The organism is Sporosarcina ureae (assembly GCF_002109325.1).
Classification (GTDB): domain Bacteria; phylum Bacillota; class Bacilli; order Bacillales_A; family Planococcaceae; genus Sporosarcina; species Sporosarcina ureae_C.
In genome coordinates, this window is the sequence record NZ_CP015348.1 from 2,951,590 (window position 1) to 2,977,063 (window position 25,474).

Below are 25,474 nucleotides of genomic sequence, written 5' to 3' on the forward strand. Positions count from 1 at the left end.
CAAACGGAAATTGAATAGGAGGTAACACAGTGAGTTCAGTTGCTCAAAAAAGTGGCTTTGGCGCAACGCTATGGGATTGGCTGACAACAGTCGACCATAAGAAGATCGGAATTCTGTATCTCCTCGGGGGATTATTCTTCTTCGTTCTTGGTGGTATTGAAGCGATGATCATTCGTCTTCAGTTGATGACACCAAACAACGATCTCGTAAGCGCAGGGCTTTTTAATGACTTGATTACAATGCACGGAACGACCATGATTTTCTTGGCAGCCATGCCGATTCTCTTTGGTTTCATGAACGCTATTATGCCGCTTCAAATTGGAGCACGTGACGTAGCGTTCCCATTCATTAACTCATTAGGTTTTTGGATGTTCGTATTTGGTGGTTTATTCCTAAACATTTCTTGGTTGTTCGGTGAGGTTCCAGATGCTGGATGGACATCTTATGCATCGTTATCACTTCACTCGCCAGGACATGGCGTGGACTTCTATGCCATTGGTTTACAAATCGCAGGTGGTGGTACGTTAATGGCGGGGATTAACTTCCTTGTAACGATCATCAACATGCGTGCGCCAGGTATGACGTACATGCGTATGCCACTATTTACTTGGACAACATTTGTTGCATCTGCAATGATCTTGTTCGCATTCCCTCCATTGACAGTTGGATTGTTCTTCTTAACATTCGATCGAATGTTTAGTGGTAACTTCTTCGACCATACAATGGGCGGAAACACAATTATCTGGGAGCATATTTTCTGGATATTCGGTCACCCTGAAGTATATATCTTGATTTTACCGGCATTCGGTATTTTCTCAGAAATATTCTCTGTATTCTCACGGAAGCGTCTTTTCGGTTATACAGCGATGGTATTCGCTACAGTATTAATCGGTTTCCTAGGATTCATGGTATGGGCTCACCACATGTTTACAGTTGGTCTTGGGCCAACAGCGAACGCAATCTTCGCAGTTGCGACGATGGCAATTGCTGTACCTACAGGTGTTAAAATCTTTAACTGGTTGCTCACCATTTGGGGCGGTAGCATTAAAGTTACAGTACCAATGCTTTACTCTTTAGCGTTTATTCCTTCATTCGTAATGGGTGGAGTAACAGGCGTTATGCAAGGGGCAGCACCACTTGACTATCAGTTACACGATTCTTATTTCATCGTAGCTCACTTCCACTACGTTATCGTTGGTGGAGTAGTACTAGCTATTTTTGCGGCACTTCACTATTGGTGGCCAAAAATGTTCGGTACAATGCTAAGTGAATTCTTAGGTAAAATTACATTTGTATTCTTCTTTGTCGGATTCCACATGACATTCCTAATTCAACACTGGTTAGGTTTCTGGGGAATGCCACGTCGAGTGTGGACATTTATGGACGGACAAGGCTGGAATATTGCAAACATGGTAAGTACAATCGGTGCGCTCTTGATGGCAATTGGATTCACAGTAATGGTAATAAATATCATTATGACAACTGTTAAAAATGAGCGCGTTGGAAATGACCCTTGGGGTGACGGACGTACACTTGAGTGGGCGATCCCATCTCCACCACCTTTCTATAACTTCCCTGCAACTCCATTAGTTCGTGGTTTGGATACTCTATGGATTGAGAAAATGGAAGGTAGTAAGGAAATGATTACACCGGCTGAACCTATTACGGATATTCACATGCCGCATGGTTCAATTATTCCAATGTTGATGTCTCTAGGACTCTTCATTGCTGGATTCGGTGCAATGTTCCACCAAGAAACATCTTGGGGACTTCCAGTGTTAATCTTTGGTCTTGCATTTACATTTGTTGCAATGGCAACTCGTTCATTGAAAGATGATCTTGGTTACTATGTAACAAAAGAGCAAATCCTTCAGGATCAAGAGAATATGAAAAGGGGGCGTAACTAATGGATTTGAATACAAAATTCACCCCTGAAACGTGGCCCGCTCATCCTGAGAGAGCTACTTTGGAAGCAAAGAATAAATTTGTTGGTTTTTGGCTTTTCCTTGGTGGAGAGACAATCCTTTTCGCTACGTTGTTCGCAACATATATGGCACTGAAAAACAAAGGTCCTAGTGGCTTTGGTTTCACAACACAAGAGCTATACACATTACCTTTAGTATTTGTTATGACGATGTTGCTTTTGACATCATCACTAACAAGTGTGTATGCAATGTATCATTTGAAGAGTTTCAACTTCAAAAAAATGCAGCTATGGTTAGGTATTACAGCATTATTAGGACTAGGATTCTTAATGTTGGAAGTGTATGAGTTCTCTCATTACGTTCAAGAAGGATTTACGTTCAGTAATAGTGCGTTCAGTTCTGCGTTCTATACTTTAGTAGGAACACACGGCTTCCACGTGGCAGTCGGTTTAGTATGGATCACATTGTTGATCTTCCGTAACTCAAAGCGTGGATTGAACTTGTATAATGCAACTAAATATTATACATTTTCACTTTACTGGCACTTCATTGACGTAGTTTGGGTATTCATCTTTACTGTAGTCTACTTGATGGGAGTGGTCGGTTGATGTCAGAAGTTCAAATGATTAAAAGATCTCCTGCTGAACAGTCACTGTCTCAACGTCGTGCAAAAGAATCAATGCGCAGTCAAGTTGCGATGTTTGCTCTGATGATTTTCTTAACACTTGTATCATTTTCCATGGTGTTTGCTCATCTAAATGACGTTGCTGGTTTCTCAAAATTCTTTATCATTCCAACATTATTCCTCTTTGCAGCTGTACAAGTTGGTCTTCAACTTTACTACTTCATGCATATGAATGAAAAAGGACATGGCATTCCACAAATGTTTATGTTTACAGGTGCTTTGCTAGGATTCTTAATCCCACTTACATTTGTAACTATCGTTTGGTGGTAAGCAATAGAAAGAGGCTGGGACATAACTAGCCAGAAGTGAGCCAAAAAAGGGTTCGATCATCGGTTTTTGATGATCGAACCCTTTTTGTATAGAAATCCTTGTACGACTTCTATACATTTACCTCCCTGGCAGTGTACTTTCTCAAGTTCACTGCCAATAAACCGAAGGCTAATTCATTTTTCACCTTTTCCTTTCCTCTTACGGAGAAACGAGTGAACCCTAAATTAGCCTTCAAGAATCCAAAAACTGGCTCTACGTCAATCTTGCGCTTGCCGTAAATTTCACCTGTTTTCTTATCTGAAAGCTTTTCACGAATATATTCTTTTTGCTGTTCCCACTTTTCATTCACATACAACTTCCTATTGTTCTCTTCTTTTGCTTTGGTACAGAAAGAGCGCAATGGGCAGCTTGAACAATCCTCACATTCGTATACTTTCATCGTCCGTGTGAATTGATAACGATCCGTACGATTGGAAAGGTAGCGGAACACGAGTTTTCTGTCATTTGGGCAAGTAAAGGTATCCGTAGTTTCATCATATGCCCAATTCGCTGTATTGAAAGGATCGGTTTTGTACTTCTTTTTCTTTTCTTTCCGGTAGTGGTTATAGGTAATAAGCGGAACGCGCTTTCGATTTTCAATGACATCTCCGTAATTCTGTTCACTTCCATAACCGGCATCCGCGACAATATACTGTGGCAGCTCAAAAAAGTCTTGTTCAATAGTATCTAAGAATGGAATGAGTGTACGCGTATCGGTCGGATTTGGATACACGTCAAAAGCGAGGGTATATTGCCCTTCGGTCGCAATTTGCACATTATATCCCGGTTTTAGTTGCCCGTTTTTCATATAATCATCTTTCATCCGCATAAAGGTCGCATCGCGGTCCGTCTTCGAGTAGCTGTTACGATGGCCAAAGATCTTCATATCGTGCTGATACTTCTGCTTTCGATCCAAGAAGTCTTGAAATTGTTTACGGTATTGTTTAGGTTCCTTTCGTAGCGAGCGAATTTGTTTACGTTCCTCGACATCTTCGCTAGCGTTAATCTTTTCTGTATAGGTTTGGATAGTATCATCTAGCTTCTCTACTACTTTAGACAGTTCCGCAGTAGATAGTTCATCCAGACTTTCCCGTTCGATTTCAGGGATGATCTCTTTTTCTAACAGCTCTTCGTACATCTGACTGGACCTTTCTACAAGACCTGAACTATACCGTTCCACTGACTTGCGCCAGACAAATGTAAATTTGTTCGCATTCGCCTCAATCTTTGTTCCATCAATAAAAATGGCTTCTTCATCAATTAGCTGTTTTTGTACCAGCTGACAACGAAATTGTACAAAGCACTGGCGTAATAATTCTTTCACTTCAGGATGAACACGAAAACGATTAATGGTGCGATAGCTTGGATTATAGCCTTGAGCTAGCCACATCATGCGAAGGCTATCTTTTAAAAGACCTTCTATTTTTCTGCCTGAAAAAACAGACTGTGTGTAGGCACACAAAATGATCTTTAACATCATACGTGGATGATAAGATGGGCAACCTGTCTCACGCAAAAAACCGTCAAAAGCTTCATTAGGTATGCTTTCAATTAGATCATGCACAGCGTAAGCAATATCATGTTCTTGTAAGCTGATTTCTAAATCTAAAGGTAAAATCAGTTGATTCATGTTATAATCTTTAAACATAAGGATACCTCCGATACTTTTTGTTGTGGTGACTAAATTTTATCAGAAGGTATCCTTTTTTTCTTCCTAAAATTAAAAAATCCTATATAAAAAAGAACGGACCCCATAAACTTCAATGGGTCCGTTCTTTTTCGATTTCAAGGAGGGTTTTGTCCCAGCCTCTTTTTTCATTCGCTTTTAGATGAAATTGTCAAAGTTCGTACATTGAGTTATCGTTTATAAGCTCGTATAATAGGCATAGGAAAGAACTTCGTCAACTTTGTGCTTTGATGCTGAGTGTGTTGCGAATATCCCAGCACTACATACAGAGTAGATTCAGCGAATTGATTATAAAAGGAGAGTGATTGTTTTGCCGTTAAGTATTTTTGGTTTTAGGGCTTTGTGGAGTCCTTATTTCTTAATAGCCATTGCACTTGGAATCGTTTTATATTATCTGATAACCGTTAAATGGCGCGATCGTTTCGAAGGGTCGCAGCCGTTAAAGAAACACCAAGCTGTTTATTTTTTATCTTCCATGGTGTTGCTCTATATTGTCAAAGGTTCTCCAATGGATTTAATTGGTCATATTTTATTTTCGGTCCATATGGCTCAAATGGCTTTATTGCTTTTAGTCGTAGCACCGTTCTTCATTATCGGTATACCGAACTGGATATGGGAAAAGCTTCTATCCTTCAAGTTTTTCAGAAAAGTATTCATGCTATTGACTAAACCGCTTATTAGTTTGTTAGTATTTACATTTATGTTCTCGATGTATCACTATCCACTGATCTTGGACCAAGTGAAGTTAAGTTTGCCGTTACACACTATTTTCACCATCACACTTTTCTTCTCTGCTATTTGTCTCTGGTGGCCTGTAGTCAATACGGTAAAAGGACAGCCACAATTACACGGCTTGAAAAAAATTGGTTATGTCATATTGAGTGCTTTGCTCATTACACCTGCCTGTTCGTTGATCATCTTTGTCGACGTACCCGTTTACGAAACATACAGCAGTGGTGAAGCGTGGCTTCAAGCTATGGCATTATGTGTGCCAAGTGGAACTCTAGCTGGACTATCAGGCCTTGGCATCTCGGGACCTGAGCTGTTCACAAATATGCCTACGTTATACGATCAGCAATTAGGCGGTATCCTGATGAAAGTCATCCAGGAACTCGTTTATGTAGTTGTTATCGGCCGCATTTTCTTAAGTTGGTCACAGTATGAAAGAGATAATGCGGAAGAAATTACTAGACAAGATTTACTCAAACGCCAGAATTTGACGATGCATGGCTGATTGAGCAAAAAGGAGTTAGTGTAGGATGGGACTACCACTATTACCGACGATCAGCACATTTTTCATCATCTTATCTGCTATTTTGGTTGCGGTTGGTTGGAATTTGATCCGACAAAGAAAGATAGAAGCGCATCAAAAAACGATGATCGCAGCCGCTGTATCAGCAGTTCTATTCTTTATTATTTATATCTCTAGAACTGTATTTATAGGCAACACTGCTTTTGGTGGACCTGATGAGTTGAAAATTTATTACACAGTGTTTTTAATATTCCACATCGTATTAGCAACGACAGGGGCCGTCTTTGGAGTTATTACGATCAATGCAGGCTTGAAGAACAATCTTGCACGCCATCGTAAAATCGGTCCTGTTACAAGTATCATCTGGTTCTTCACGGCCATTACAGGAGTCGCTGTGTACTTGTTGCTGTATGTCTTTTACAAAGGCGGAGAAACTACTTCGATGTTTAAAGCAATTCTCGGATTTTAATAAAATTCTAAGGCTGAAGTCGAATTACATGTAAATGTGTTTGACTTCAGTCTTTTATCTAGGAACATTATAGCTGTACAACCTAAAAAGGGATATCTCGATTGAGATATCCCTTTTTGGGATTAAATTTTGAAATTCAGTTTGATAATACCTGCTTCTCTTGCTGTATTGAAGAGAATGACAAGCAATGGTCCAATGAAGAAGCCAAGAAATCCGATAAGCTTTAAACCGATAAACATCGCAATCAAAGTAGGTAATGGAGACAATCCGATTTGTGAACCCATTACTTTCGGTTCGATTGTTCGTCTGATGACTAAGAGAATGACAGCTAATATCGCCAATTTTGTACCCATTGCAATATCGCCTGAAACATATTGATAGATCGACCAAGGGGCGAGAATAATAATGGAACCGAGTATCGGAATGATATCGATAATCCAAATAACTAAAGCCATAACTACTGCATATTTAGGAATAATTAGCAACAATCCGATAAAGGAAACGACTAGAATGATTACACTAACTAGTAATTGCGCTTTAACAAAGCCTAATATGACATATCGTAATCTGTTCATCATATAGTGGACCTTTTCTGCGGTAGCATCTGTTAAGTGAAAATAGAAAGTCTTTTTCAAGTTAGGTAATTCCAACATGAATAAGAATAGGGCAATCATAAACACGATAAAACTAACAAGGAAATTAGGGATATCGGAAATCAAAGCCAAAATCCGGTCATAGCTCAAAAGTGTAATAATTGAAATACGTATCGATTCAATTATTTCATTAAATTCATTTTCCAGCATCGCCAGTATATCTTCCGGCATGCCGACGGTGTACTGAAACAATTTGCTTTGCGTGTTAATCCATACACTTGAGAGGGAATTTAAATAATTTGGAATCTCTTTTGTGAAATAAACTATTTTACCGATGAGCGTGGTAACCGTATAGTAAAGTAGAAAAACACTGATTCCAACAAATACAATAAAATTCACAATTACAGAAACTTTACGTTTCCACTTAAATCGCATTTCCACCCATTTAACGAGAGGATCTAAAAATATAGCGGTCAACAACGCTAAAATGATAGGGATGGAAACGGGTAAAATAAAGAATATGATAACTAATAATACGATAATACTGAACACAATCATGATATTTCGTTTTGTCAGCAATTTCAAAAGTGATCGTCCTCCACATAGATACTGTTTTTATTATAACCAAATTAGTGGAGTAATAGTAGAAAAAGCCGAAGAACATTTAGCTCTTCGGCTTTTTCGTATCATTACAAACTATATTGCTTTAACTCATCATATACTTTCTTTAGCGTGAGTTCGCAGTCCTTAACTAAGCTAGCTGGGAAGTTTTCTTCTTCGCCGTACTCCACACCGTGTGGATAGTAGTGCTTTCCTAGAACTGGTTGTTTTAGACGTACTGTAGCTTTTCTACCATCTATATCGCCTTCAACTAGTTCACCGAAAACTCGCAAGTAGTATGTACCTTCCTTGACAATATACTTTTTGTCAAAAGTTACACGCTCATAATCCCATTGTCCATCAATCTCAAGATTATTCTTATTCATAATTTCTTCCATTACGCGTAAATCTGCTACAAGGCCTTTAAGACCAATATTTTCAACATACATCAGTATATCCCCCTCTATGTTCATCCTGACGAATACGTATACTATTATATCATAAAACAAATCGATTTTACTTGCAATGACAACATTGTGTCAACGCTTTCTTTCTGACTTATATAAGTGACTAGCGCGAGTGTCTTCTGTACAATGAAAGAAAGTTGCATTTTAAGAAAAATATTCATCACACCATGGTTTTTACAATACGCTAAACTAACAAAGTAACAACAGATACGTGTGGAAAGGGAGATTACATGTGGAGAGTAGGATGGAAGATTCTTCTTTTGCTTTTTATCGTAATGGGAGTCTTTTATTTCATGAGTGATAAAGTAAGTGAGAATGAGCTACTGGAATCACCAGTGCAGCACGGTTCACCAATAGCCGTTCCTGAAAAAGGTCCATCGATAGGCGGGGAAGGAATGCCGCGGCCAACAGAAGGTATGTCAGTACTTGTTGGACAGAAAGTCGAGAAGATGGAAGAACAATATGGTGAGCCTTCTAGGATTGAACCTTCAAGTTTTCAATATGAGTGGTGGATCTATACGGAAGGACCGCGTTTTATGGCGGGGGTTCTAAAAGGGAAAGTGAATCAGATTTATACTGCTGATAGTACGTCGGATATAGTTCCTTTTAAAATCGGTCAAAATGTGCAAGAAATTCATCGGTTTACACCTATCGAATCCGAGATTGACGTAAAGATTCAAGAAAATATTTATACATTTTCATTAAATAGTGAAGATATAAAAAATCGCATACTGATTCCATATGAAAATTTATTTGTGCAATTATATATTGATCAGATAGATGGTGGTATTGAAGGTGTTCGCTTTATTAGCCCAGGTACTTTGGTGAAACATCAACCTTATGATATGACGTACTTAGGGGAAATGATGGAAGCACCTAAACCTTCGTCAACTGTACAGACAGAGGTAGATCGTGCCATGGAACGACAGACGTTTGAATTGACTAATCAGTTGCGCGAAGAACATGAACTGCCACTATTATCTTATAATGATAAGCTGGCTATACTTTCAAGAAAGCATAGCCAGGAAATGATATTTCGTAAATATAGCTCCCATGAGGAAGAGCCTGTTCAAGTTTATACTGAGCGTTTAAAATCGGTTGGACTAACCCCTAGCAAAGCAGGGGAAAACATAGCGTTCAATTATATTGATGCGATTGAAACTGTGCATGGTTGGTTGAATTCTCAAAAACATCGAGATGTCTTATTAAATCCCGACTTCACCGATACCGGCATTGGCGTTTATAATAAATACTATACACAGGCATTCATAGCGCAAACTGAAACTGAACAATCAATAGATGAAGACTAAGGAAGAATCCATGTACCTTCCTCATTTGAGCCGATGCCTCGTATATGAAGAGGCATCGCTTTTTGTTGTGCATAAATGGCTGCTTTCTCTTGTATAACAGGTCGATCACATTTTAATAACGGAAGGAATTCATCAAATAGGAGCTTGTCAAACCGCTTATAGTCAGACGTTTTGTGAGGATCTGCTGACATAACGCCTGGTACATCCTTAAAAAATTCTACATGACTGGCTTGTAATGCAGATGCTAATGCGATCGCAGTCAGATCACTGCCACCTCTACCAAGAGTCATAAACTGCCCCTGTATATTCATCCCTTGAAATCCAGGGACGATGATGCATGAGTGCTTTTGTAGTGTATTGACGATATGTGTGCTGTTTATTTTGTCAATTGTTGCATTGCAGAATTCGCCTGATGTCCGAATGCCTGTATTTTGTCCATAGATTATCGTGTTGTTTATACCTTCAGTAGATAATTCTGCAGATAAGACTGCCGAAGCAATCAATTCCCCGCATGCAGCCGCCAAATCTCTGGCTTCGCCGGATTTCGAGAAGGAGTCCGTAAGAGTAAGTAAATCGTCTGTGGAATAGGCGTCGCCTCCTCTACCCATTGCAGATACTACAACGATGACAGCACGATGCTTCGACAAAGCCTGTCGAATATGCTGAATACACTTTGCCCGTTGTTGTTGATTCTGCATGGCAATCCCGCCAAACTTCTGGATAATCATAGAATCCCAACTTTCTTCGTGACATTCTTCTTACGCCTTTCATAGAATACTTTATGCTTCGTTTCATTATATTCTCTGACGAATAAAATGTTCGGGAAGGGGCGGGATACCTTGCTTTTATCTGAATTACTAAAGGATTGGCCATGCACTATTTTACAGGGATCCATACGGTTAAATATCAATGGAATCACGGAATCTTCAAAGAGGGTAAAGGAGAAGTATGTATTTGTTGCAAAGAAAGGGGTTATGGCAGATGGAACGTCATTTATTGAAGAAGCAATATCTAATGGAGCCAAGACACTCGTAATCGATCGAACGAACATAGATCTTACGCATATACCATCTAATATTACGGTGGTTCTTGTTCCTGATAGTTCGCTATTTATTTCGTATGGAAGTGCAAAACTTTCCGGTGATCCGGCTGAAGAACTACTAATCATTGGCGTTACAGGAACGAATGGTAAAACTACAGTCAGTCACTTTATAGGACAATTGTTAAATAAACTTGGGCATAAAACAGCTGTTATAGGAACAACAGGACTTTATATAGACGGGAAGTTGATGGAGACGATTCAAGACTCTATGACAACGATGCCAGCGGAACAATTTCATCCGATTTTACGTAGATGTATTAATCAGCAAGTGACGCATATCGTTCTTGAGGCTTCTTCGATTGGATTATCAACTAATCGATTGGCGCATTGTCCGTTAACTGTAGGTGTTTTCTTGAATATCGGAATGGATCATTATGCAGAACATGGGGGTAGACAGCCGTATATAGAGGCGAAAAAGTTATTGACCTCACTGGCTGATCAGCTTGTGATAAATGAAGATGACGAAATTTGTCGCGCAATAGGCGAGGGAATGTCTGATACACCTATTTATTTCAGTAGTCAACATATCAATGGAAAGCAACAGCAAGCACCATTATTTCCAAATCAAGGTCAACATAATGAAATGAATGCTAGGGCTGCTATATGTGCACTTATAGCGCTAGGCTATTCTTTACGGGCGATTAGACCACATGTGAGCGGCTTACGTTTACCTACCGGACGTCTAGAGAAATACGAAGAAGTGGGAGTCGAAGTTTATGTGGACTATGCACATACACCGGATGCGTTGCAAGCCGTTCTGCAGGCGTTGTCAGATCGCTCTAGACGATTGATCACTGTATTTGGATGTGGAGGTGAAAGGGACCGTGAGAAACGCCCACAAATGGGTGCAGTAGCTGCTCACTATAGTTCTCATGTAATTTTAACATCAGATAATCCAAGGAAAGAGGATCCGTCACAAATTATCATAGACATATTGGCAGGCATGGCAGGTTTTTCAACACCGATCGATATCTTGATCGATCGTCATCTTGCAATTCAATATGCTATCAGCCAAGCGCAACCAGGGGAAATTGTACTCATTGCAGGTAAAGGACATGAACAGATTCAGCAAATAGGAAATCAAACTACTCACTTTTGCGATATGGAAGAAGTAAAAAAATCATTTAGTAGCCGAAATACGTAAAAATAAAAATCTTAATGAATAGTCGAGCAACCCGTTTTTTGATATGATGGTTGTGATAGGAGGTGCGGCAATTGGTAATGATGACAGATGAGTGGATGCGAGTCATCGATATGGCGGAAGATCTTTCCGATATGCTGCTGCGTTCTGAAGTGGTGAAAACCTATCAAGACGCACACGACCGTGTATATTCAAACGCTGATCTACGAAAGCAGATCATGGATTTCACTAAAATGAAAGAACAATATGAGGATGTACAGCGCTTTGGACGCTATCATCCAGATTATAAAGTAATTATGAAGAGTATTCGTCTTCAAAAGCGTGAACTGGATTTACAAGATGAGGTGGCGGCCTTGCGTCTAGCTGAAAATGACGTTCAGGATTTGCTAGATGAAATAGGTATTCTGATTGGCCAGTCGGTTTCCGATGCAGTGAAAGTGCCTGCAGGAGACGGGACATTCTCCAACAGTTCTTGTGGCGGCGGATGCGGCTCAGGCGGCAGCTGTTCTTGTTCAGCATAATGAACTTTATAACTACAAATAACCCCTTTGCAGAGAAGTTTCTCTGCAAGGGGTTATTTTTATTTGTTGTATATGTAACAGAACAGCTGAAAATATCGATCCACAGTGCCGTATTCAATCACTTTATCCATAAATAAAACCCTGCAAAAGTCAGCAGGGTTTAGTTCTCGTTAAAAAAGGTTAGTAACTGTTTTGGGTGACTTGTTATAAAGCCGTCTACATTCAATTTAGCTAACTTCGAAAGTTCACTTGTTTCATTCATCTCATAAAATACGGTAATATTCAGGTCTTGTAAAAAGTGGACGAAACCTTCTGAAGCTAGTGGGAACATGCCAAGTTTTTCGGGCAAGCAGAAGAGGTCTGCATTTGGACGGTACAAATGACCGAACTTGCTCGAATACGCAACGTATGCTTTTTTGATTTCCTCACTTCCGGCACCTAATGCAACAGAATTCTGCGCATATAGATTAAACCGATCAATTTGTTCATCGTATAGACTTGTTACGACAACTCGTTCAGTAGCATCCATTTCTTTTAGTAAACGCCACAACTTCGAAGGGATTAAACTACCTTCGTACGTAGTAGGTGAATCACTCATAGAGATGACCAGCAATAGTTGGGGGAACTTCTCCAACAGTTCACGAAGCGATACAACAGATAAACCATCCTGCAAAGTATCAAGTTCATCGGCACTGCTATATTCAGTTTGGATTTCTTTTAGTGTATAGTCGGAGATTTCGTCGGAAAGTATAACTTCCTGACTTGGCACTAAAAGAATTTCTTCATCTTTTGTTAGCTGTACATCTATCGCGAATCCATGAACACCTAAATCAGCTACTTTCGTATAAGCGGAAAGTGGATCAACTTCTGCGTCCTGGCGCATTTGTGGGTCAGTCAAAACAGCTATTTCCGAAAAACGAAGCGCTTTCTTTTCGGCACGAGGTTCTTGTTTTGCTATTACTTTTGAAGCAGCCCATGCAGCTACACTCGCCGCCCCCACAGTTATTGCAACATTTGTTTTTCTACCCAATTTAGAACCTCCTCAATAAATAGTATCTCTTCTCTTTCTTGTATAGCAGAAGTTTGTGTTGCAACCAAATATAAAATATTTGTAACCCTCATCATGTGTAAAATAGACAGCGAGGATTCAAATAAATGTCTTATTAAGTGTAACCTATCTAAGAGAAGGTGTGCAAACAAAGATTGAGGTTCGGTCCGAGAGCACGTACCTTCACACAAACATTTCATATGCAAGGTTGCAGGACTTTTCTCACCTATGGTATTGTATGGAGTAAGAAAGAGGGGGAGAATCATGATTGATCGACAAGGAATAATTGTCTATCTCCATCATTTAAAACAAGCAAAATCATTGCGCAAATTTGGGCATGTTCATTATATTTCAAAACGAATGAAATACGTTGTGCTTTACTGTGATATGGAAGACGTGGAAACAACAATCACTAAGTTGGAGCGTTTATCGGCTGTACGGAAAGTATTGCCTTCGCAGCGTCCCTTTGTCAGCACAGTATATGAAAATGCAAAGCCAGATAAAGCAAAAGAATACGATTATAAAACAGGTTTGTAACTTGTTGCCGCTTTATTAATTTAGCGGCGGCAACAAGTGGTTTAAGCGTAAGATACCAGTGATATACTGATAAAATAACTCTTTCTCAGCAAATTGAGATGAATGCTTTATCTCTACTCTAACGGGTTTTTTATTCAGTGATTCTGCATGTTCAACAAACATGTCATAGCGTTTAGATGGCTTGTCTGCAGAATAACGAATTCCTTCCCTGCAAATATAGATCGGCATGAAATGATTGTTCTCAGTAGCAGGGGAAAAAGAAACAGCGAATGACAACTGTTCATTAGAGTTGTGTTTGGATGAAAAAATATAAGACTTATGAATTCGATGGGAGTTTGTGGACATTAATTCAAGCAATTCATAGATGTCACTATAGCCTTCTCCTAGTTCGATAAAACGTTGTTGGATCATAATCAAGCGCTTCCTTTCAGGCGATTAGTAATGGTTCGTATCCATCATACCATGTGATGAGGTGTTGTACGTTGAAAGCTATTGTCAGGATTTTATTTCTTTTGGCGGCAGTAAACGGAGGACTCGTTTATTTACACTACAGCCAGTCAGCAAATGCAGATGGAGAAGGCGCGAATTCAGGAACGTATCGTCAAGAAATCGAAGTCGTTAATCGAGCAGATGGATTGTATATCCGTCATCACTTTTACAACTTATCCGAAAGCAGACACGAAATTATTTGGCCAGAAGGAAGTGTCGAGCGAGGTTGTGAAGTGGAGGATTCTTCGTCATGTGCCCGTCTGAATGATTCCAGTGTAGCGTTTGAAGAGGGAGAACGTGATCAGCAGTCCATTATGTATAAAATGCCAAAAAAACAGCCGCTAACTAGTAGAAAGTTATTTAAAAAGCCATTTGTATTATTGAAGGATGCCAAACCATTGACGACTGTTCTTCATATGACAGACGAACAAAATATTGGCGGTATGTGGGTAACAGGTCTTGAACGTGTAGGGAAGGCCGATAAAGAGCGTATAACGTATCGATTATACCGCGGAGTAGGATTTGTTAATGAGCTGTATTGGCAGCCTGAGGACGTTCCGCTGGCATACTCTTCAAACAAGCTGACTCTGTTCGGTGAAGGTATTGACAAAAAACATAATGATCGTTTAGTGAAAATGCTTGAAAGTGTCGGTGGAAACCATGTGAGTGTAGTGTTAGCTCCACGTAATCAACCACTGTATGCTGAGCGATTTATTGTGGAGAAAACCGGCAATATGTCTCAAGTGATTAAACAAGTAGCTAGAATGAGTGTGCAGTCACGTTTCGTTTTACCAACGGACGAGCCATCCATGAATAGTATGCTTGCTTCTATACTTGGAGACGAGCCAGTGGGAACGAAAGCGGAACAAGGAGCATTTCTTCGTTTGAAAGATTCGATCTCTGAAGAGCAGTATCAGTCATTCCGTCAAAACATCCATGAGAAAATAGGTAAAGAAATTTCGTCATCCGATTTAGATCAATCATTGTCAAAAATACTGGCATTCGATACACAGTATTTCCAAAAAACAATGAAAGAGGAACGATATAACTATCCATTCCTATTACTGGATCCACGTCTGGTGATGCTCGATGGAGAGGAAGTTCCTGAAGTCAAAGTAGTAGTGCAGAATGGGAAAAGTTTTTATCCGGCAGAAGAGTTATTATCGAAGATGGGCTATACTATCCGTTCAAACGAGCAGTCGATTTATATCGATAGTCCAAGCCGCACCTATCGATTTTCTAAAGTAGGGCCATTCTACGTCATGAATAACCGCAAATATGATTACAAAGAAAAGCCTTATACTTCAATTAATAAAAAAATGTATTTTGATGAAAATTGGCTACGGCGTATCTTTTTAGTATTAATTGATAAGTCCGATGAAACCATAACGATCGAACAAATTGAAAAGTTGATAAAGGAGATGGAAAATGAGTGAGAGTCATTTCCGGTTCGAGAAAAGGAACACCTTTAAAATCTCTACCAGGTACGTCTACTAGACCTACATCAGACAAAGTAAAGGAATCCATATTTAACAAGATTGGCCCATATTTCGATGGAGGCACTGTTGTCGAATTGTTTGGCGGCAGTGGCTCCATCGCCATTGAGGCACTATCACGAGGGATGGAAAAAGCCATTGTGTTTGAAAAGAATCCCAAAGCATGCGCTATAATTAAAGCGAATGCAGAGAAGTGCCGTATGGAGGGGGCTTTGCAGATTGAGAAAAAAGATGCCCGACAAGCTGCGGCAATTCTTAAGCAAAAAGAAGTTGTCATAGATCTACTGTTTGTAGATCCTCCCTATGCAACGGTAGAATACTATGATGTTATTAAAGACGTAATAGCACAAGGACTAGTGGCGGAAGATGCAACAATCATTTGTGAACACGATAAACATATAGATTTGCCCGAAAAGTACGATACATATATTCAAGTCAGTTCTGCCAACTATGGAAACACTGCTATTACGATTTACGAGAAAAGAGGCTAACAGCATGACACAAATCGCAATCGTGCCAGGAAGTTTTGACCCGGTAACGAATGGACATTTAGATATCATAGCAAGAGCAGCAAAAACATTTGGGGAAGTTCACGTAGCAGTAATGAATAACTCTTCTAAAAAGCCGTTATTCACGGTAGAGGAGCGTATAGCGCTTATTCAAGAAGTAACGTCGAAATATGACAATGTCAAGATTGACACATCTTCGGGATTATTGATTGATTACGCGCAGGAAATTAACGCATCGGTCATCGTTCGTGGCTTGCGTGCGATTTCGGATTTTGAGTATGAGATGCAAATCACATCGATGAACCGAGTGTTGGATGAAAGCATTGAAACGTTCTTCGTTATGACGAAGAGCCAGTATTCATTCCTTAGCTCAAGCATCGTCAAAGAAGTCGCACGTTACGGTGGAGATGTCTCTTCCCTCGTCCCGCCACATGTCAATGCGGCACTGAAGGAAAAGTTTGCAAAATAACAGTATATTTCGAGAATGAAAAAAGGATGTCCATTATGGGCATCCTTTTTGTATAGAGTGTAGTGCAGAAACGAATACCTCGACATGTGAGTTAAGAGTAAGTGCGAAGGGATGGAAGCTCAAACTGGCGGACGCTTTCCTATGGGCCTGCGGGAAGGGCCATAACGAAGAACGGCTTTTGCGAGTAAAAGCGCAGTGTTAGGAGCACATCTTTGCACTTCGCCCCCAACTTCCGCTTCCATCTTACATTTATAGTGGAGACACTTAGATAACTCACTGTAGCTAGTGTGTTAATTCTTGTTTTTTAACTTGTTTTAAGTTCAAATAAAGAAGTTCAGAATGGTTTACAACACTTACTTTAATGTACAACAAAAAGTATCTTCCACTCACATTGCAAGGGATTGGAGCGGCAGGCGGCGACTCGGGGAGGATCAGTGGGACAGGTGAAACACCCAGCGAGCGAAGCGAGGGGTGTGGTTCACCGCCCACCCTCTCGAACGCGTCCGCCTAGAGCGCAGATCCCCACCCCTAAAACCCTGCCACCTACTACCTTTAAACACATTTACACTAACTCAATAAATCCAAATGAACAGTATAGGCACGAGCAACGTGTTCCAGACCCTTGCGATGACATAGGGGAATATTCGTATGCCGGCGCCCTTAGCGATCGTCATGACTTGCATATGGATGCTCAGGCCGTTGATCGAGAGAATAGCCGCGATGAGCATCGGATAAATTGCATCCCCGGCAAAATGTTCAGTGGCAGACTGGACTCCGGAAGTCATTTCGAACACAGCGAGTAATAAAGTTTTTGTCACGCCCATATCAACCGTGATGACAGAAGAAATAGAATACGAAAGCACATTGCTGAGTGAAGAGAAGAATATAACCGTTGTTGCCACCAATAAAATAACTGAGGAACTGTCCTTGATAGAGCGAAGTAAAGGAGACGTGCTGTGTTGTTCAGGAACAATTGGCACAATGCTCTCTTGATGCCGCCTGCCTATAATTGACATCGCCAATATGAAAAATATGATATTAGCTAAATGAATGGCGATCAACAACTTCCAGCCACTCGTTGTGCTGCCGAATAATTCGTTACCAACAAAGCCGATAATAAACATGGGTCCTGGTGCATGACAGGAGGCAACGAGCAAACTACTTTCAGCTGCAGAAATCTCGCCGTTCTTCTTCATTTCACTAACAGTCACGGCACCTACAGGAAAGCCGCCAAACGAACCAAGCACATAAGCTTTTATGTATCGACTCCATTGACTGGTGACCCGTTTGCTCGGCATTTTCAATAACCACTGCGTTAAAATTATATAAGGTAGCAAATAGGGAAGTAACGCAGTAGTGAATAATTGAGCACCAGTGACGGCTCCTTCATGTGCGACATCTGGTTGCAAAATAAATAAAATAATCAGTGCCCAGATGACGAGTACGTTACTCATTGTTCGATACGGCAGAATCGCAATTTAATAAGCATCTGTCGCACTCCTTCCTTATTTTTGAATTACAATAAAATCTACCGTAATATATATGTAGTATTCGTACAGGCTATTAATGGAGGTGAACTTTTATGAAAATGCGGAAATGGGGAATAGCGGCAGTAATCCTAATAGTAATCGCTGTTATAGCACTTTATCCGTTAGATATGTATATTTCTCGGCCAGGTGGAGCGTATGATTTAGCACCGCTTGTAGAAGTAGCAGGCGGAGATACAGATGATGCAGGAACATTTAGTTTGATGACGATTGCAATCGGCAAAGCGACTCCCATCACTTATGCGTGGTCAAAGTTTTCCGATAAAATGAAACTACTACCAGCTACCCAAGTGAGAAGGCATGGTGAAAGTGACGAAGAGTACGGAGTGCGACAGAAGAAATTGATGAATGATTCCAAAACACATGCCATATCCGTCGCATTTGACAAGGCAGGTTTGCCAATCAATCGGAAGTTTACCGGTGTTTTTGTGGCAGGCGTATTACCTGCAGGTGCTTCTGCGGGTAAGCTAGAAGTTGGGGACATCATTCAATCAATCGATCAGCAAGAGCTTGCTTCAGCAAAAGAATTTATGCAAGAGATTGGTGATAAGTCGGAAGGTCAGAAGGTACAATTGCGAGTGAAACGAAGGAAACAGGAACTAGATGTACCAATAGAATTAAAAGAATTACCTGATTCAAATGGTCGTGCAGGGCTTGGTATAGAGTTTGAAGAACAGATCAAACTAGAAACAGAGCCAAAGGTCGACATTCGCACAGAAGACATTGGTGGGCCTTCAGCTGGCTTGATGTTTACGCTGGAATTGATGAATCGTTTAGTGGATGTCGATTTGACAAAAGGCTATAATATCGCAGGAACCGGTGAGATGCTCGAAGATGGTTCTGTAGGAAGAATCGGTGGAATTGATTTTAAAGTTATGGCTGCCGATCGTCAAGATATCGAAATATTTTTCGCGCCTGACGATGAATTACCGGATGAAGTGAAAAAGAAAAACCCGCAGCTTCGCTCCAACTATGAAGAAGCGAAAGAAACTGCGGATAAAATCGGTACGAAAATGAAAGTCGTACCTGTAAAAACGATTGATGATGCACTGAGTTATCTGGAAAAATTGGACGAGAAGTAACCACTCACAGTAAAATTGGCGGTGTTTTAAAATCAAGTCCTGGCTCTCTTTGGATACCACACATATAAATATCTGTACTTTTGATATCCATCAACAGTGATGGGTCTTTGTGGGAACCGGCACGGCTTATGAGCGGCAACGGTAATTCTTTTTTTACAGACCGTAAATAACTTCTTCCATTTTCCGATATGCCGAGAAGTCTTAAGTAAGACGGACTACTAATTTGTGCGCGTGTCGTTTTACGGTAACCTGTCAATATGTGCACTAACATGCGTTGTATGCGTGTCCACGTATAGCGTTTTGATTTGACGGCCTGCATGAACAGTTGGAATGTAGAATATTGTTTTGCGGCGCGCCAAATAGAAAACTCGATGCCTTCCGTGATATCTGCAATGAGAGCCAATTGTTCAGGTCCTTCCCGAAGAATCGTGTACCGAAGAAACGGGTAGAGATGGTCCCAGCTCTGATGTGGCAGTTGTTTGAGAAGTTTAAAGGAAGCTGGTGGCATGAATGTTTGCACGTGCTCCGTATCGGTTGCAAACAGCTCTTTGCGTATTCCTGTAGCACTAGCAATAGAGTTCTCAGGTAATGCTTCATCATGAAAATGTGTACCTTTTCTCGCGATCGTGACAGGCGTCATATCCGACCTAATTTCTCTTGCAGACTGCATATAATGAAAACCTAAAATATTATTTGGTTCTGACAAGTCAGCTAAAGGCTCATCAGTAGTGCGGGAAATTTCTTCATAGGCGATCCGCAATGCATTTGGATAACTAATACCTTCTTGCACGGAAGACATTATTGTTTTTTCGTAAAGTTCTTTATTTGTGTCCATTGTGTCTAAACTATTCGTAAACGGTGCGATACTCCCTTCTTCACTGCCGAAGCAAATGTATTTGCATTGAAGGGCGTCAAGGATTTGTACGGAACCTTTCGCAAATTTCGGGGCATGTGCTGTAGAAAAAGCATAGGGTAACTCAATGACGAGATCAGCCCCGCCAGCGAGAGCCATTCGCGTCCGTGTCCATTTATCGACAATCGCGGGTTCACCACGTTGAAGAAAATGCCCACTCATCACAGCGATGATTACATTCGCGTTCGTAAGCCTTTTTGCTTCATTCAGATGAAATAAATGACCGTTATGGAAGGGATTATATTCGACGACAATACCAGTAGCTATCAATGAAATCCTCCTCTGTACTTGCGTATAATGAATTATAACGTTAAACTTATTAGGGTGACAAGAAAATATCTTGACATCCCATATTTTAAATACTATAATCAACATTGTTGTCTTGAGGTGATAGACATGAAATGGTCCATTCATCAATTACGGAAACATAGGCAAGGCCCGCTACTGTTTGACGAAGCAGTAAATTTGGATTCTGTGAAAAATCGGAATCAAGAAATTAGGGCAATTCAGCCTGTTCGAGTAAGTGGAACATGTACAATTGGTGAGAAAAAGTTAACATGCCGGCTTAAGTTAGAAGGTTCAATGACTTTGCCTTGTGCACGTACGTGGGAAGACGTCGATTATCCTTTCTCTATTGAATCGTTTGAGCAATTCAGCTGGGACGATGAAACACTTCAGATGGATGATGAAATTCATCCGGTTGAAGGAGAAGTAATTGATTTTATTCCTGTATTGGAAGAACTCATTTTGCTAGAGATCCCGATGCAAGTATTCTGTGATAACGCAGATGAAATGCAACAGGTTGAAGGCAAAGGTTGGTCCTATACAACCGATGAAGAATTGGAAGCGCAACGACAAGAAGCAGGAGAAACAGTGGATCCTCGCTTAGCAGGATTGGCTAATTTTTTTGAAACCGATAAAGAGTAAACCCTTATAAGGAGGTGCCCCCCAATGGCAGTACCAAAGAGAAGAACTTCTAAAACGAAGAAAAATATGCGTCGAACTCATTACAAAATTGAAGCGCCAGGTATGACTACTTGTAGCAACTGTGGAGAAATGAAGTTGGCACACCACGTTTGCAAATCATGCGGACACTACAAAGGAAAAGACGTTGTAGGCGAATAATTTAGATTCTGCACAACGAAATAGAAGACTACCTTGAGACCATGGCTCAAGGTAGTCTTTTTTGTTTTACACAAAAATGGTATGCTGAATAAAAAGGGGGAATTTTTTTGTCTTATTCTATAAATATAGATCAGTCCATAGCTAGCTTCACAATTAATCGTCCTGCTATGCGAAATGCAATAAATTATGACGTCATGGAGGGGCTTGAACTTTTCTTAGATAAAATTGAGGATGATCCTGAAATTTCTTTCGCTGTCATAACAGGAGAAGGGAGCCTTGCATTTTGTTCAGGGGGAGACCTAAGTGATTTTCACGGCTTTCAAACAGCGGAGGATGCTATTCCAATGCTTAGTAGGGGAGCAAGTATATTGCACCGTATTGCCACGTTGCCGATGCCTACAATAGCGCTTGTGAATGGGACAGCTGTTGGTGGCGGTTGTGAACTAGCAACAGCTTGTGATTACCGTCTAGTTGCGTCTCACGCAAAAGCAGGTTTCATTCAGGGTACGTTAGCCATCACGTCAGGTTGGGGTGGCGCAACATTGTTATTCGAGAAAAACGGTCCACATGATCGTATGCTGCAGTTTACGAGTAGAGCGAGCGTTCATTCGCCTGAAGAATTACTTGAGCTTGGATGGGCGACTGAAGTGTATGAGGGGGATGCCCAAACTGCACTTGATCAATTCTTAGCTCCTAAGCTGAAAGTGCATAGAAATGTACACCGTGCATATAAATCTATCGCGACGAGAAAGTGGGAAGCGAGTGGGCTTGAGCAAGCGATGCAAGAAGAGGCTCGCATTTGTTCTGTTCTGTGGGAAAGCGATGCACATCATGAAGCAGTACAACGATTTTTAACGAAAAGCAAGTAAAGTTACGGTCCTGATAGGCATAGACTGTCGGGACTGTTTAACATTTACTTGTAAACGGTTTCATAAATAAGATACACTAACTATAAAGAAATAGTTTTCAACAAATGTAAGTACTAAGAATACGAGGAGTGATTGTATGCAAGAAGTAAAAGCAGCGATGGCAGGGACGATCTTTCAGATTGAAGTGAAAGAAGGAGACGCAGTGACGAAGGGACAAGTTGTCGTCATTTTGGAATCGATGAAAATGGAGATTCCGCTTGAAGCAGAAATTGATGGAACAGTAAGTAAAATCCACGGAGCTGAGGGCGATTTCGTAGATGAAGATGACGTATTGGTTACTATTCAATCGTAATGGAAGGCGGGAAATCCTTTGAAAAACGAATCGACAAAGACGGCTTATAATGAAAAGCTTCAAGAAATCACTACTCGCATTATGGCAGGCGGTGCAGAAAAATATCATGCTAAATCGGAAGAACAAGGAAAGTTGTTTGTAAGAGAACGGCTTCGCTTATTATTTGATGATGGTAAGTATGCTGAGGATGGTAGATTTGCGAATTGTGAAGCAAAAGATCTTCCTTCAGACGGGGTTGTAACGGCTACTGGGAAAATCGATGGTCAAACCGTTTGTGTGATGGCCAATGATTCAACAGTCAAAGCAGGTTCGTGGGGTGCACGAACAGTAGAGAAAATTATTCGTATTCAGGAAACAGCTGAAAAACTTCGCGTACCTCTACTTTATTTAGTGGACTCTGCAGGAGCACGAATTACAGATCAGTTGGATATGTTCCCGAATCGCCGTGGTGCCGGTAGGATATTCCACAATCAAGTACGTTTATCTGGTGTCATTCCGCAAGTTTGTCTTTTATTCGGACCTTCCGCAGCAGGTGGGGCTTATATTCCGGCCTTCTGTGACATTGTCATTATGGTAGAAGGCAATGCTTCGATGTATCTAGGGTCACCTCGGATGGCTGAAAAAGTTATAGGTGAGAAAGTGACGTTGGAAGAAATGGGCGGAGCGCGCATGCATTGTTCCATAAGTGGTTGTGGTGATGTGTTGGTAGACAGCGAGGAGCAAGCAATTGTAGAAGCCCGCAGATACTTGTCCTACTTCCCTGAAAACTATGAAGCGCCTGCCAAAATGGCTGCACCTCGTGAGGCGAAGATAGGACGCACGTTGGAAGAGATCATACCAGAAAATCAAAACGCTCCATTCGATATGCATGAGGCAATTGATCAATTGGTAGATGAAGATAGTTTGTTTGAAATCAAGAAGTTGTTTGCTGGGGAGGTCATCACTACACTTGCGCGTATTGACGGCCGGCCTGTAGGGATCATTGCCAATCAGCCAAAAGTAAAAGGTGGCGTACTGTTTGTGGACTCCGCAGATAAAGTAACGAAGTTCATTACACTGTGCGATGCTTTCTCTATTCCGTTGTTGTTCCTTGCAGATGTGCCAGGATTCATGATTGGGACGAAAGTGGAACGACAAGGAATTATCCGTCATGGTGCAAAGTTAATTATGGCGATGAGTTCCGCTACTGTCCCGAAAATTTCGGTTGTTGTGCGCAAAGCTTACGGAGCAGGCCTATATGCGATGGCAGGACCCGCATTTGAGCCCGATGTCTGTATTGCCTTGCCAACTGCGCAAATCGCCGTAATGGGCCCTGAAGCAGCTGTCAATGCAGTGTACTCGAATAAAATCGAAGCCATTACAGATCCAAAAGAAAAAATCGCATTTATTAAAGAGAAGCAACAAGAGTATAAAGAGGAAATTGATATTTATAGAATGGCATCAGAACTCATTATTGACGAAGTAGTTGCACCACATAATCTTCGCTCAGTACTAGCTGAAAGATTTGGATTCTATGAAACGAAAAAAATTATGAATTCTTCGAGAAAACATCCTGTCTATCCTGTATAATAAAATGTACCAACAGAGACGCCTTTACTGGGTCTCTTTTTTAAGGAGGAAAGCTATGCAATTTGTAGTGGTGGGAGCAGGATCAATAGGTTTGTTAATTGGCTCCTATTTAGCTCAACATCAGGCAGAGGTTACCTTCTGGGTAAGGCGCGAGGAACAAGCAAAGCGCTTACGTAGTGGTCTAGTAAGAGAGCCTGAAAAGAATACATATGAAGTACGTTCAACCATACATATTGAGGAATTGCCGACAGACGCGTTATGGATTATTGCGGTGAAGTATGATGCATTGCCAGTTATCTTGTCTGAAATTAGTACATTATCTGTACAACCGGATTTGTTATTTGTTCAAAATGGGATAGGTCATCTGTCGTTGGTAAAACAATATTCGCTAGGGCATGTGTCATTCGCGACAGTTGAGCATGGTGCAGGAAGAATAAATGATCGAACAGTTTCACATAACGGTGTTGGGCCTATAACCATTGCGGAAAATGAGCGGATTCTATCAACGATTCAGTGGATGGCTGAAATCGATCCGCTGAATTTTCCAATCGCTACACAAAAAAGTTCGGAACGCTTACTTTTCCGTAAAGTACTGATAAATTGTGCAATTAATCCTCTCACAGCACTGTTGCAAGTGAAGAACGGACAATTGTTGGAGAATCCCCATTTTTATTCATTGTTCCATCAGTTATGTGATGAGTTGTTAAGTAATTTCGAAGAGTATAGTGATCTATTGAACTATAAGGATATAGAAGAAGTGTGCCGTAAAACAGCTCATAATCAATCTTCTATGCTAGTAGACAGAGAAAAAGGAAGAAAAATGGAAATTGAAACGATTCTAACGGCAGTCTTGAAGGAGATTGAAAGAAAAGGTGAAAGTGCTCCTTTTTTACAAATGCTTGAGACGATGTTGCTTGGAATAAACAGGAGTGAATCTAGCGGATGTTGACGAATATACTTGGGGCATTATTATTGTTTCCGTTTATTATTTTAATTGTATTAATTATTGTGGCAAAGAAGATTGGAATTACGAAGAAAAAAAGAATTGGCTGGGCTATTGACTGGACAACCCCATTCATGGTTCTAACCGTGCTAATCTTAATACGGGCTATTTGGGATGTTTGGCTTCCTATTTTATTGATTGGTGTATTGTGCATAATTGCGATAGGTTTCTCTATCATGGAACGTTCAAGGGAAAAGGAATTCCGGACTTCTTGGGTACTACGTAGAACGTGGCGGGCTTATTTCTTGTTGTTGACTGTAACTTACTTCTTGCTGTTCGTTATCGGAATCACATTGCAAATTATTCGCTATGTGAACTAATTTGCGCTCATAAGCGTATCAATTCATCCTATTCGGATGAAATGATATACTTGCGATAAGTATGCGACATAAAGGAGTTTGTGAC

Annotated in this window: 28 protein-coding genes; 20 read left to right on the top strand and 8 right to left on the bottom strand. The window is 40.6% G+C overall.

The features are described 5' to 3' along the window. Nucleotides 1–29 precede the first annotated feature (29 nt). From SporoP32a_RS14435 to SporoP32a_RS14445, 3 genes are read left to right on the top strand one after another with little or no spacing between them, the layout of a single operon-like run. Nucleotides 30–1,907: a cytochrome c oxidase subunit I gene (locus tag SporoP32a_RS14435; RefSeq protein WP_085428534.1), complete on the top strand. Its 1,878-nt coding sequence runs from the start codon at nt 30–32 to the stop codon at nt 1,905–1,907. Next, nucleotides 1,907–2,533 carry a cytochrome (ubi)quinol oxidase subunit III gene (locus SporoP32a_RS14440; protein ID WP_085428535.1) on the top strand — a complete coding sequence of 209 codons (627 nt, stop codon included), beginning with the start codon at nt 1,907–1,909 and terminating at the stop codon, nt 2,531–2,533. The genes SporoP32a_RS14435 and SporoP32a_RS14440 overlap by 1 nt, the downstream gene beginning before the upstream one ends. After that, entirely contained in the window at nt 2,533–2,880 is a 348-nt protein-coding gene (locus tag SporoP32a_RS14445; RefSeq protein ID WP_085428536.1) for a cytochrome C oxidase subunit IV family protein, read from the top strand. Before SporoP32a_RS14440 ends, SporoP32a_RS14445 begins: the two co-directional genes overlap by 1 nt. Nucleotides 2,881–2,989: 109 nt before the next feature. Here SporoP32a_RS14445 and SporoP32a_RS14450 read toward each other — a convergent pair whose 3' ends face one another. After that, nucleotides 2,990–4,567: an IS1182 family transposase gene (locus SporoP32a_RS14450; RefSeq protein ID WP_085428537.1), complete on the bottom strand. Its 1,578-nt coding sequence runs from the start codon at nt 4,565–4,567 to the stop codon at nt 2,990–2,992. Between the two features lie 349 nt (nt 4,568–4,916). On the opposite strand from SporoP32a_RS14450, the gene ctaG reads away from it, so the two are divergent. Then, the gene (gene ctaG / locus SporoP32a_RS14455) at nt 4,917–5,840 is read left to right on the top strand and encodes a cytochrome c oxidase assembly factor CtaG (RefSeq protein ID WP_085428538.1); all 924 of its coding nucleotides are present in this window, start codon (nt 4,917–4,919) and stop codon (nt 5,838–5,840) included. 25 nt (nt 5,841–5,865) lie between these two features. Continuing rightward, the gene (locus tag SporoP32a_RS14460; protein ID WP_085428539.1) at nt 5,866–6,327 is read left to right on the top strand and encodes a DUF420 domain-containing protein; all 462 of its coding nucleotides are present in this window, start codon (nt 5,866–5,868) and stop codon (nt 6,325–6,327) included. A gap of 122 nt (nt 6,328–6,449) precedes the next feature. On the opposite strand, the gene ytvI is transcribed toward SporoP32a_RS14460, so the two are convergent. Beyond that, on the bottom strand, nt 6,450–7,505 hold the full coding sequence (gene ytvI / locus SporoP32a_RS14465; protein ID WP_085428540.1) for a sporulation integral membrane protein YtvI: 1,056 nt from the start codon (nt 7,503–7,505) through the stop codon (nt 6,450–6,452). Nucleotides 7,506–7,609: 104 nt separating this feature from the next. Further along, on the bottom strand, nt 7,610–7,969 hold the full coding sequence (locus SporoP32a_RS14470; protein ID WP_029052401.1) for a YugN family protein: 360 nt from the start codon (nt 7,967–7,969) through the stop codon (nt 7,610–7,612). 311 nt (nt 7,970–8,280) lie between these two features. Here SporoP32a_RS14470 and SporoP32a_RS14475 point away from each other — a divergent pair, with 311 nt between their 5' ends. Next, entirely contained in the window at nt 8,281–9,297 is a 1,017-nt protein-coding gene (locus tag SporoP32a_RS14475) for a CAP domain-containing protein (RefSeq protein ID WP_158232589.1), read from the top strand. Here SporoP32a_RS14475 and SporoP32a_RS14480 read toward each other — a convergent pair. Continuing rightward, nucleotides 9,294–10,025, bottom strand: coding sequence for an amino acid kinase family protein (locus SporoP32a_RS14480; protein ID WP_085428542.1), 732 nt, complete (start codon nt 10,023–10,025; stop codon nt 9,294–9,296). The two genes, SporoP32a_RS14475 and SporoP32a_RS14480, sit on opposite strands and share 4 nt — an antisense overlap. Before the next feature lie 87 nt (nt 10,026–10,112). On the opposite strand from SporoP32a_RS14480, the gene SporoP32a_RS14485 reads away from it, so the two are divergent. Next, the gene (locus SporoP32a_RS14485; RefSeq protein WP_085428543.1) at nt 10,113–11,543 is read left to right on the top strand and encodes a UDP-N-acetylmuramoyl-L-alanyl-D-glutamate--2,6-diaminopimelate ligase; all 1,431 of its coding nucleotides are present in this window, start codon (nt 10,113–10,115) and stop codon (nt 11,541–11,543) included. Between the two features lie 77 nt (nt 11,544–11,620). Next, nucleotides 11,621–12,061 carry a YlbF/YmcA family competence regulator gene (locus SporoP32a_RS14490; RefSeq protein WP_085429102.1) on the top strand — a complete coding sequence of 147 codons (441 nt, stop codon included), beginning with the start codon at nt 11,621–11,623 and terminating at the stop codon, nt 12,059–12,061. Nucleotides 12,062–12,221: 160 nt separating this feature from the next. Here the strand turns inward: SporoP32a_RS14490 and SporoP32a_RS14495 are convergent, their stop codons facing one another. Next, nucleotides 12,222–13,091, bottom strand: coding sequence for a glycerophosphodiester phosphodiesterase (locus SporoP32a_RS14495; protein ID WP_085428544.1), 870 nt, complete (start codon nt 13,089–13,091; stop codon nt 12,222–12,224). 282 nt (nt 13,092–13,373) lie between these two features. Between SporoP32a_RS14495 and SporoP32a_RS14505 the strand changes: the two genes are divergently transcribed. Continuing rightward, the gene (locus SporoP32a_RS14505; RefSeq protein ID WP_085428546.1) at nt 13,374–13,646 is read left to right on the top strand and encodes a YlbG family protein; all 273 of its coding nucleotides are present in this window, start codon (nt 13,374–13,376) and stop codon (nt 13,644–13,646) included. Between the two features lie 15 nt (nt 13,647–13,661). Here the strand turns inward: SporoP32a_RS14505 and SporoP32a_RS14510 are convergent, their stop codons facing one another. Further along, nucleotides 13,662–14,057, bottom strand: a complete 396-nt coding sequence (locus SporoP32a_RS14510) for a DUF7147 family protein (protein WP_085428547.1) — start codon at nt 14,055–14,057, stop codon at nt 13,662–13,664. A 71-nt stretch (nt 14,058–14,128) separates the two neighbouring features. Between SporoP32a_RS14510 and SporoP32a_RS14515 the strand changes: the two genes are divergently transcribed. From SporoP32a_RS14515 to coaD, 3 genes are read left to right on the top strand one after another with little or no spacing between them, the layout of a single operon-like run. Next, nucleotides 14,129–15,571, top strand: a complete 1,443-nt coding sequence (locus tag SporoP32a_RS14515; protein WP_085428548.1) for a hypothetical protein — start codon at nt 14,129–14,131, stop codon at nt 15,569–15,571. Continuing rightward, complete coding sequence (gene rsmD, locus SporoP32a_RS14520; RefSeq protein WP_085428549.1) at nt 15,568–16,122, top strand: 16S rRNA (guanine(966)-N(2))-methyltransferase RsmD; 555 nt, start codon at nt 15,568–15,570, stop codon at nt 16,120–16,122. Before SporoP32a_RS14515 ends, rsmD begins: the two co-directional genes overlap by 4 nt. Nucleotides 16,123–16,126: 4 nt before the next feature. Beyond that, nucleotides 16,127–16,609, top strand: coding sequence for a pantetheine-phosphate adenylyltransferase (gene coaD / locus SporoP32a_RS14525; protein WP_085428550.1), 483 nt, complete (start codon nt 16,127–16,129; stop codon nt 16,607–16,609). Nucleotides 16,610–17,181: 572 nt separating this feature from the next. Here the strand turns inward: coaD and SporoP32a_RS14530 are convergent. Beyond that, nucleotides 17,182–18,063, bottom strand: coding sequence for a hypothetical protein (locus SporoP32a_RS14530; protein WP_085428551.1), 882 nt, complete (start codon nt 18,061–18,063; stop codon nt 17,182–17,184). 128 nt (nt 18,064–18,191) lie between these two features. Between SporoP32a_RS14530 and SporoP32a_RS14535 the strand changes: the two genes are divergently transcribed. After that, on the top strand, nt 18,192–19,238 hold the full coding sequence (locus SporoP32a_RS14535; RefSeq protein ID WP_085428552.1) for a SepM family pheromone-processing serine protease: 1,047 nt from the start codon (nt 18,192–18,194) through the stop codon (nt 19,236–19,238). Nucleotides 19,239–19,242: 4 nt separating this feature from the next. On the opposite strand, the gene SporoP32a_RS14540 is transcribed toward SporoP32a_RS14535, so the two are convergent. Next, a complete protein-coding gene (locus tag SporoP32a_RS14540; RefSeq protein WP_085428553.1) occupies nt 19,243–20,421 on the bottom strand; it encodes a nucleotidyltransferase in 1,179 nt (392 codons plus the stop codon). Between the two features lie 126 nt (nt 20,422–20,547). On the opposite strand from SporoP32a_RS14540, the gene SporoP32a_RS14545 reads away from it, so the two are divergent. From SporoP32a_RS14545 to SporoP32a_RS14575, 7 genes are all read left to right on the top strand, one after another. Then, nucleotides 20,548–21,078 carry a YceD family protein gene (locus SporoP32a_RS14545; protein WP_085428554.1) on the top strand — a complete coding sequence of 177 codons (531 nt, stop codon included), beginning with the start codon at nt 20,548–20,550 and terminating at the stop codon, nt 21,076–21,078. Between the two features lie 24 nt (nt 21,079–21,102). Then, nucleotides 21,103–21,276 (top strand): 50S ribosomal protein L32, encoded by a 174-nt coding sequence (rpmF, locus tag SporoP32a_RS14550; RefSeq protein WP_085428555.1) that lies wholly within the window; start codon nt 21,103–21,105, stop codon nt 21,274–21,276. A gap of 107 nt (nt 21,277–21,383) precedes the next feature. Beyond that, a complete protein-coding gene (locus SporoP32a_RS14555; RefSeq protein WP_085428556.1) occupies nt 21,384–22,145 on the top strand; it encodes an enoyl-CoA hydratase/isomerase family protein in 762 nt (253 codons plus the stop codon). A 136-nt stretch (nt 22,146–22,281) separates the two neighbouring features. Next, entirely contained in the window at nt 22,282–22,497 is a 216-nt protein-coding gene (locus SporoP32a_RS14560) for an acetyl-CoA carboxylase biotin carboxyl carrier protein subunit (RefSeq protein ID WP_085428557.1), read from the top strand. Nucleotides 22,498–22,578: 81 nt separating this feature from the next. Next, nucleotides 22,579–24,066, top strand: a complete 1,488-nt coding sequence (locus tag SporoP32a_RS14565) for an acyl-CoA carboxylase subunit beta (protein ID WP_085429103.1) — start codon at nt 22,579–22,581, stop codon at nt 24,064–24,066. A 55-nt stretch (nt 24,067–24,121) separates the two neighbouring features. Further along, nucleotides 24,122–25,015 (top strand): ketopantoate reductase family protein, encoded by an 894-nt coding sequence (locus SporoP32a_RS14570; protein ID WP_158232720.1) that lies wholly within the window; start codon nt 24,122–24,124, stop codon nt 25,013–25,015. Further along, nucleotides 25,009–25,389: a DUF3397 family protein gene (locus SporoP32a_RS14575; protein WP_085428559.1), complete on the top strand. Its 381-nt coding sequence runs from the start codon at nt 25,009–25,011 to the stop codon at nt 25,387–25,389. The genes SporoP32a_RS14570 and SporoP32a_RS14575 overlap by 7 nt, the downstream gene beginning before the upstream one ends. The last annotated feature ends 85 nt before the right edge of the window (nt 25,390–25,474 follow it).